At 49.5% G+C, this 8,612-nt stretch carries 7 protein-coding genes; 4 read left to right on the plus strand and 3 right to left on the minus strand.

All coding sequences use genetic code 11. From position 1 onward, the window contains the following. Positions 1–63 precede the first annotated feature (63 nt). The 3 genes from QUA83_RS29295 to QUA83_RS29305 all read right to left on the minus strand — a co-directional run bounded on the left by QUA83_RS29295 (position 64) and on the right by QUA83_RS29305 (position 2,164). A complete protein-coding gene (locus QUA83_RS29295; RefSeq protein WP_333297670.1) occupies positions 64–213 on the minus strand; it encodes a hypothetical protein in 150 nt (49 codons plus the stop codon). A gap of 391 nt (positions 214–604) precedes the next feature. Next, on the minus strand, positions 605–1,888 hold the full coding sequence (locus QUA83_RS29300; RefSeq protein WP_333297671.1) for a sugar ABC transporter substrate-binding protein: 1,284 nt from the start codon (positions 1,886–1,888) through the stop codon (positions 605–607). Positions 1,889–1,942: 54 nt separating this feature from the next. Beyond that, a complete protein-coding gene (locus QUA83_RS29305) occupies positions 1,943–2,164 on the minus strand; it encodes a hypothetical protein (protein WP_333297673.1) in 222 nt (73 codons plus the stop codon). Positions 2,165–2,337: 173 nt separating this feature from the next. Here QUA83_RS29305 and pilM point away from each other — a divergent pair, with 173 nt between their 5' ends. From pilM to QUA83_RS29325, 4 genes are all read left to right on the plus strand, one after another. Further along, on the plus strand, positions 2,338–3,432 hold the full coding sequence (pilM, locus tag QUA83_RS29310) for a type IV pilus assembly protein PilM (RefSeq protein WP_333297675.1): 1,095 nt from the start codon (positions 2,338–2,340) through the stop codon (positions 3,430–3,432). 413 nt (positions 3,433–3,845) lie between these two features. After that, entirely contained in the window at positions 3,846–4,745 is a 900-nt protein-coding gene (locus tag QUA83_RS29315) for a PilN domain-containing protein (protein WP_333297676.1), read from the plus strand. Further along, positions 4,742–5,542, plus strand: a complete 801-nt coding sequence (locus tag QUA83_RS29320) for a pilus assembly protein PilO (RefSeq protein ID WP_333297677.1) — start codon at positions 4,742–4,744, stop codon at positions 5,540–5,542. Before QUA83_RS29315 ends, QUA83_RS29320 begins: the two co-directional genes overlap by 4 nt. A gap of 474 nt (positions 5,543–6,016) precedes the next feature. Further along, the gene (locus QUA83_RS29325) at positions 6,017–8,407 is read left to right on the plus strand and encodes an AMIN domain-containing protein (protein WP_333297678.1); all 2,391 of its coding nucleotides are present in this window, start codon (positions 6,017–6,019) and stop codon (positions 8,405–8,407) included. Positions 8,408–8,612 lie beyond the last annotated feature (205 nt).

The raw sequence follows: 8,612 nt of genomic DNA on the forward strand, positions 1-8,612 counted from the left end.
CTATTTTTACCAACGGGGGATGAGGGCTATAAGTCAGATTCAGTCTAGCTCTTAGCCATCTTGTCACCCCCCCAGGCTGATTTCACTGGATACGATGTCTGATGGCCCCACAATTGAAAGTCTCCCGTCTTCTAGTTCAATTTGGTAATCTAAACCCGCTTCGGAAAAAAGTGTTTGAACTTGGTTTAAATCTTTGAGTGTCATCGCTGGCATAAGAAGTTTCTCCTATTCCGATCTGAGCTTTGATTTTAACACAAGTCAAATTTCTGAATATTTGAATAATTCAGGCTATATTCCTACAAATCATCAATCAAGCTGAATTGAGAAAGGCGATCGCACGGGATAAATAAACCCGGTTTCTGGGATGAGCGATCTTTATTATCAACAAACATTTACCTCTACAATAGTCGAGATTGACTTATCCAGAGTTCTCCTCCGACTCCGCGTTGTGAAGAGGCGGTAATTTCATCATTCGATAATAACTTAAAAGCTGATATCTGCTTATATATGGCGGCACAGATTCCCATTATTAAATAATACGTCAAGGAGCAAAAAAAAGCAAGAGGCGAGATAAAAAAAATCCCGCCCCAGCTTCAATTAAAAACTACCTTTGATCCCAAGCCTTAGCCGCATCAGCCACAGCTTGATCTACCGACTTCTCATCCAACATTGCCGCCTGCAAATTGTCATAAATCGCCTTTTGCAACTTCTTAACATCCTTCAAAGGCGGAATCAATAGCTCGGCGGAACTCAACCCAGAAGCACTAACAACGCGAGCTCGATCGGCAGCAGCAGCATCAGCGGGAACATTCTTAAAATAATCGTCCTGCAAAGCCTCAACAGTAGAAGGCAAAACATTAGCAGCCTTAGCAAAAGCCAACTGATTTTGAGAATTAGTCACGTACAAAGCAAACTTGACAGCATCATCAGGGCGCTTGCTGTCGCGGGGCACAACCAAATTCATCACCGCCACAGTCTTCTTGCCTGTTTCCCCCGTAATTTGAGGCGCAGCAGCCGAAACAGCACCAATACTCGGAGCATTCTCAGCAATCGCCTTCAAAAACTGAGGCCCGGAAGCTAAAAAAGTAGTTTCCCCAGCTTGATAAAGCTCGATCGCCCTGCGATGTCCCTGCACCAAAACATCCTGCGGCAAAAGTCCGTTCTTGTACAAATCCACCCAATACTGAAAAACAGCTTTGCCCTTATCAGTATTAAAAGCCGCCTTGCCTTTAGCATCCACCAAAGGCACACCCATCTGCACGAAAGATTGCAAAACTTCCGCCGAATCTTCCGGCACAAAAGTCACAAAAAAAGCAAACTTACCAGTCTTCTCCTTCACCTGCTTGGCAACAGTTGCCAACTCGGCATAAGTAGCAGGAGGCTTAGCAATTCCAGCCTTCTTCAACAAGTCCGTATTGTAAATTGTCACTCCAGTCGTGAGATACCAAGGAATGCCAAAACTCTTGCCGTCGAGCATACTAGCTTTCCAGATATTTGGGAGATAGAGATCACGAACTTGCTGCGGAATTCGAGAATCCAAATCCAGCCAAGCATTGCGTCCCGCCAACAGCGAAGCAAAATCCGGATTTAGGTTCACCACATCCGGCGCAGTTTTCGCCGAAACCGCCCCCAAAATCTTGCTTTCCATCGCCGACCAAGGAACGTCCACCCAACGCACCTTCACCCCCGGATTTTCCGCTTCAAAACCGGCGATCGTCTTGTTGAAATACTCAGTAAACTGAGGTTGAAGCTGCATAGTCCAGAACTCGATTGCCTGCGTATTATTTGCCTGGGAATTAACAGCCGGCTTGCTGCAACTCACCACCGCAGCCAGCAGCAGCCCCACCAGTCCAAAAACAGCAAACAGTTGCCAAGATTTACGTTTCATAGAATAAAATTTGAGAGTTATGGGAATCGTCAGACAAAAAAGCGTGAAGCGAAGCTATCTTCCCGCAGGGGTTCCCGTTCCCCGCAGGGGTTCCCGAAGGGTAGGGTAGGGAATCGCCAGAATCAAGCGCGATGAGTCAGTAACAAAGTTTTGTACCTGGGCACGGCGAGCGAGATAGTCTGTTTTTGTGCAGAATCGGCAGGTTTTCGGTCGATTCTGCTGGAATTTATTGACATTCGCAGCAGAATAGCTATTGTCAAGTAAATTGGATAGCATAAAATCGGAACTAGCGATCGCGCAACACAGACTGAGCTGCGTAGCTACGGCGGGATACCGAGATTACAGCACTCTTGCGGCAGTTGGAAACCAACCCTCCAACACGCCTGCGCGCTGAATCAGGCTGGCCAACTACAAAAGAAAAAAATAGCAATTATCGGCGACCCAATCACATGGTTAACTTTTTCAAAGGTCTACTTTCCCAACGCCAGCCAGGAATCGGGCTCGAAATAGCCCCAGACCGCATCAACATCATTCAGCTCGAAAAGAAAGGTCAGGCATTAAAATTAGGCATCCTAGCCTCAACAGAAGTTCCAGAAGACTATATACAAGAAGGACAAATAGTCGATCCGCCGGGAATGGCAGAACTAATACGTACCGTCCTCGCCGAAAACAAAATCAAAGCCAAGCGAGTAGCCACAGCCATTCCCGGCCGCGAAGCCGTCATCCGCCTCATCCCAGTTCCAGCAGAGCTCAACGAAGAAGAACTGCGGGATTACATGAATGCAGAAGCAGGACTGTACTTGCCGTTTCCCAGAGAAGACGCCGACGTAGACTATCAAAAAATAGGCCTTTTTGTAGATGACGACGGAGTAGAAAAAGTGCAAGTCGTGTTAGTAGCAACCCGCAGAGAAGTTACCGATACATACATCGAAACCTTCAAAGAAGCCGGACTGGTTATAGACGTACTAGAAGTAACCAGCTTTGCCCTAATCCGCACCCTCAAAGAACAACTGCAACAATTTTCCTCCCAAGAAGCAGCAGTTCTCACCGCCATAGAATTTGACAGCACCGAGTTAGCTATAGTAGTGGACGGCATACCTCAGTTCAACCGTACCATCCCGATCGGCACCTACCAAATCCAGACCGCCCTCAACCAAGCCATGAACCTGCCGCCAACCAGAGACACCAGCGAACTGCAAGGCATGACCCTGCCCGTCACAGATACAATGGGCGCATCGGGAGACGCTAATCCGGGAACAAATGCGATGATTAAAGTATTGGGAGAACTAGCAGACGAACTGCGCCGCTCAGTAGACTTTTACCTCAACCAGAGCGAAGAACTCGAAGTAGCGCAACTGCTGCTAGCAGGTCCGGGAGCTGCGATCGGCAAACTAGACGAATTTTTTATGCAAAGATTAAGCTTGCCCGCATCTCAAGTCGATCCCATCGAAACCCTAGGACTCGAAATCAGCCAAGAAATTACCCCAGAACAGCGAGCAGGTTTAGGAGTCGCCCTAGGTTTAGGACTAAGGGAGGTTATGTGACCTAACAGTTTTAGATGAGAGAAAAACCAATTTGAGAATTTTAGGTAAAAACCCCTTCCAAAAGAAGAAGGCAGAAAGCAGAAGGTAGAATATTGGAGGTAGAAGGTAGAAGGTAAAAGGTAGAATATATCTGAGCTAGAAGCAGCCCCTTCCTTCAGTAGAAGGCAGAAAGTTGTTTCTTTCTTCCCTAAATAAATCCTTCACTTGTACCAGCAATCTTGGGTTCTGTCTAAAATCTCAAATTTCAAATTTAAATCTATAGCAACAGCCAAGACTGTTAGGACATTCTTAATTGCTGAAACATAAGCGGTAAATCGCTTTTTCCTTATACCTTCTACCTTCTACCTCGTGCCTTCTACTTTCTACCTCGTGCCTTCTGCCTTCTTCCTTCTGCTATAAAAACGAGTGAAGCCATGTACAGCCTAGATATTAATTTTCTCAACGACCGTCCGGACTACAAACCCGTTGCAGCCAAAAGCCCAGCTAAAAAAAGTTCCGGTGGAGCCAAAGACCAAATGCCCCTAATTGGGGCGCTGCTGTTTGCCTTCGGCCTCAACGCCGCAGTCATGGGCGCCTGGTGGTGGGCGACTAACGAAAATAGCAACTTGGCCGAAAAACAAAAAGACATGGACACAGAACTGGCAAATTTAAACACTCAAGCCAACACCATCAAAGCCATCAACACCGAAACCGACCAAGTTACCGCCGAGTACAAAGCATTAGCCGGAGTATTCGACCAAATTAAACCTTGGTCGGCGATGTTGCAAGACCTCAGTGCTCGTACTCCGGCGGGAGTGCAAATTGGCAAAATCGAGCAAATCGACCCCAGTCCATCCCCCGTTGCAGCAGCACCCCCACCCCCCGCAGCAACTCCCGCTGCCTCCCCAGGGGCGAGTCCGTCTCCAGCAGCCAGCCCCACCCCGGCAGCACCTCCCCCCCCCGTCGTCCCGCAGCAGGCATCAAAAGTACAAATTTCAGGGATAGCCAGTACCTTTGCTCAAGTTAACGACTTTATGTTGCTAGTCCAGCGCTCTCCTTTCTTCCTCAACACCGATACCAAACTGATAGCGGCCACATTAAAGAACAACCCCGCCCAATTACAAGTACGCAACCAAAACGCAGCACCACCAGAACTTCCCAAACTGCGACCGGTGGTGGAATATAAAATTGAAACGACGCTCAGCCCGACGGGGGCCTCCGAGTTGCTCCCCGAGCTCCGCAGCAAGCAGGCAGACGGGCTAGCAATACGGATAGAAACACTTCAAGAAAAAGGAGTGCTAGAAACACAAAAACCAGAGGTGAAAAAACAATGACAGCAAATCAGTTTATTCCCAGCGGCGCACAAGCAGAAGAGACAGGGGGTCAGGAAATATTCGGCATTAAGCTGACACCCCAAGTCCAAGCAATCGGCATCGCGGTTCTCGGCCTCGTCATTGCCGGTGGCATTGGCTACCAGTTCGTACTGCCCGAATTCAAAACAAAGGGCGACTTCGAGCAAAAACTTAGCGAAAGCGAGCAAACGAAACAGCAATTGAAATCTCTAATTCAAAAAAAGGCAGAAGCAGAAGCCAAGCAAGAAGAAGCAAAACAGCGCCGGGCCAACGTGACGGCAATGTTTGCCAGCGATGCGAGCGCCAACACGCTGCTGCTTGACATGACCCAACTGGTTAATAGAATCAACGCGGGCGTGCAAGGAGACGACCTCAAGGCTAAAATTACCAAATTTGAGCCGGATATGCCCCCAGCAGCAGCAACCGCCGCGCCGGGAGCTCCAGACCCTGATATTCTGGCAGATACATCCTTCGGGCCGTCCCTGGCTGGCAAGCTAAGACGCAAAAAATTTAAGGTAGAGTTTGAAGGCACTTTCGCTCAAACCCGCACTTTTATGCGTAACTTGGAGTTGATGCAGTCGCTGTTGGTAGTGAGGAATTTGAAATCTGAATTGCTAGCATCAAATCAGCCAATTGAAGTTGACTTTTTGAAAGGGAAAATAGTCCCTGTGGAGCAGCCACCAACTAAAATTAAAACTGCTTTTGACTTGCACGCCCTGCTGCCGTTAAAGCAAGAAGAAAAACCGCTAACTCCGGCTCAGAGTCCTGGTGCTAAGTAGCGGTAGTTGGGCGGATAGATATTAGCTATTCCCAATGGCTCTTTCACAAGAAGTCAGAAGGCAGAAGGTTGAAATGGGAAGATTGAAGGTAGAAGTCAAAAAAGTATGAATGCCAGCAAAATATTTTTTAGATGGCAATCAAAAATTGGCTCTAAAATCTAATTTCTTCTAATACCAGTTTCAAAAAGTAATGGAACTCTATAGCAATCCTTGCAGGAGTCGTAATTTTTTTACCCCACCCCAACCCTCCCCTTACAAAGGGGAGGGAGTAAGAAATACACAAATGATGCGAGGATTGCTGTAGGATAGCTTCTAACCCCTATGTCATCTGTTATTCCCAATCGAAAATCTAAAATCGAAAAGGGCATAACTTCTTCGTTTAAAAAGGCTCGAATCGAGAATATTTTAGTCAGTTTAGCAGCTAGCGACAAAAGACTGCGAACAACAAATACAAATTGTAGTTGAGGAGAGAACGTGAAACAGCATCTACGGTTAAGTGGAGGACTCTTATGCAGCGTTGCAGGAGTTTTGATCGCCCAAGCCCCCGTCTTGGCAGTGCCGACTCAAGTCACAGGAGTGCAAGTAAGTCAAGCTAATAATGGCGTAAATATTGTCATGGCGACAGAAAAGGGCGATCGCCCGCAAGTTTTCGCCATCAATAACGGCAATACTTACCAAGCCACAATTATCAACACCCAGCTCCGCTTGCCACAAGGCAACAGCTTCCGTCAAGATAACCCCGCTCCGGGAATTTCTTCAGTAGAAATCAGCCAGGTAGAGGCTAACAGCATCCGCGTTGTGGTAGCCGGCACCAACGGAGTTCCCAACGGACAAATTGTTCCGGGACAAGGCCAAAGCATCGTCCTTAGCGTTGCCGGACAGGGCGGTACAGTACAGTCTGCCCAAACTCCACCTCCGCCGCCTCCGGGACTGCCGCTGAGCCAAACACCTCCCCCGCCGGCTCCCCAAGTCCGCACCTCCCAAAACCCAGGCGTGCTGCTGCCAAATCCCGAAGTTAGTGTTACCAGAAACGATCGCCCGCCCCTCCCCAGCGAAATACAATCCCAGACAAATCAGGCTGCGCCTTTCCAGCCGCGGGCCGTGGCTCCGCCCTTGGGAGATATCGCGGTGTCTAACATCGCCCCCGGCGCGGGAAATATTGAACTGAGTTCGGGAGAACGCATCCCCCGCTTGGTGTTGCGGGATGCCCCAGTCCGGGACGTTTTGGCTCTGCTGGCCCGCGCTGCAGGCTTGAACATTGCTTTTACAGGTGGCGGTGCCCCGGCTCAACCGGGTCAGCCCGCAGTGCCTGGTCAGCCGGGAGCCACCGGCTCAGATGAAGGGCCGAAGATTTCTTTGGACATCGAAAATGAGTCGGTACAAGATGTCTTTAATTACGTGCTACGGCTCAGCGGGCTGCAAGCTAACCGGCAGGGGCGGACGATTTTTGTAGGGACTAGCTTGCCGATCGACTCGCGCAATATTATCATTCGGACTCTGCGGCTCAATCAAGTTCGCTCTACGGATGCAGCTAACTTTTTGAGCGCTCAAGGCGCGGAAACTCAACTGCCGATTACTCGGGTGACTATTCAAAGCGTGGGCCAGGGAAATGCGGCGCGGGATGTGGAAATTAGGGAACCCGACATTAAGGCGATCGGCGCTAGGGAAGGCACGGGGCCGCTGTTGCTGAGGGGACTGTCGGTGCTGGCGGATTCTCGGCTCAATTCCATCACTTTGGTGGGAGACCCGCGCAAAGTTGACATGGCTGTGGCTTTCTTGACACAGCTAGATTTGCGCCGCCGTCAAGTGGCTGTCAACGTCAAGGTGATCGATATCAACTTGGTGGGAAACAACATAACTAACAGCAGTTTCTCTTTCGGAATTAATGACAGTTTCTTTGTTAATGACAATGGGGCGGCAAGTCTCAATTTTGGTGGCATCCAGCCGCCCACTACAGACGACATAAATCGGAGCTTGACCGGTCGGCCGATCATCGGCAACCCTTTAGGAGACCTGGAGCCTTTCTACGATGCGAACGGCCGGCGTATCGTGCCGTTGACGGGTCAAGGTCGCGATACCGCCGCCAAAGGTGTCTTCCTCCGGCCCACAGCCCCAATTACTAATGACCCTACGCGAGTTGGAATTACCGATTACGAGCCTGGATCAGCAACCACTTCGGGAAGTGCAGAGTTCGCCCTGTTCCCGGCGTTCCAGTATCCGAGGAGGTTCCTGTCGGCGTTGCGGGCAACTATTACCAGCAACAATGCCAAAATCCTGACCGATCCGACTCTGGTTGTCCAAGAAGGGGAAACGGCGAATGTGAATATTACTGATGAGGTGATAACTAACATCACGTCGCAAACGCAGACTACCGGAAATACAAGTACCACAACGGTGACTGCCGTCAAAGACAGGGCTGGTTTGCAGTTGGGGGTAGCAATTGATCGGGTTGACGATAATGGTTTTGTCTCTCTGCGGGTGAACCCGATTATCAGGACACCCACTGGCAACCCTAGACAGCTTTCGACTGGCGCGAACACCAATGAGATCACGCTGCTGGGCGAGCGATCGTTGCAATCCGGGCTAATTCGCCTGCGGGACGGTCAGACTTTGATTGTTTCGGGGATTATCCGCGATGAAGAACGGGTTCAAGCGAACAAGATTCCGATTTTGGGAGATTTGCCGATTATCGGTTCGCTGTTCAGGAGCACCAATAAGACCAACCAGCGGGCGGAGTTGATTGTATTGCTGACGCCGCAGATTTTGGATGATAGCGATCGATCGAACTTTGGCTACCAAAACAGCATCAGTCCGGACGCCCGCCAACTGTTGCAGCGCAGTCAGCCCGTCCAGCCGAGGCAGTAGGAACAAAGGAAAAATGGCTTGCTGTCAACTTTCCATGCTCTTTCCCCTGAGTCCGACAGTCCGACAGTCCGACAGGGGTTAAAACCCCTGCCTCACAGCGAAAGTCCTCTAACAGAGGACTAAAAATTCAATGTCACTGAAAAAGTCTCGATCGCAAGGCCTGTTTACCTTTTAAGATAGAGCGAGGTTCCTGCATTCGAGGATA

This window comes from Microcoleus sp. K1-B1, from assembly GCF_036704705.1.
Classification (GTDB): Bacteria; Cyanobacteriota; Cyanobacteriia; order Cyanobacteriales; family Microcoleaceae; genus Microcoleus.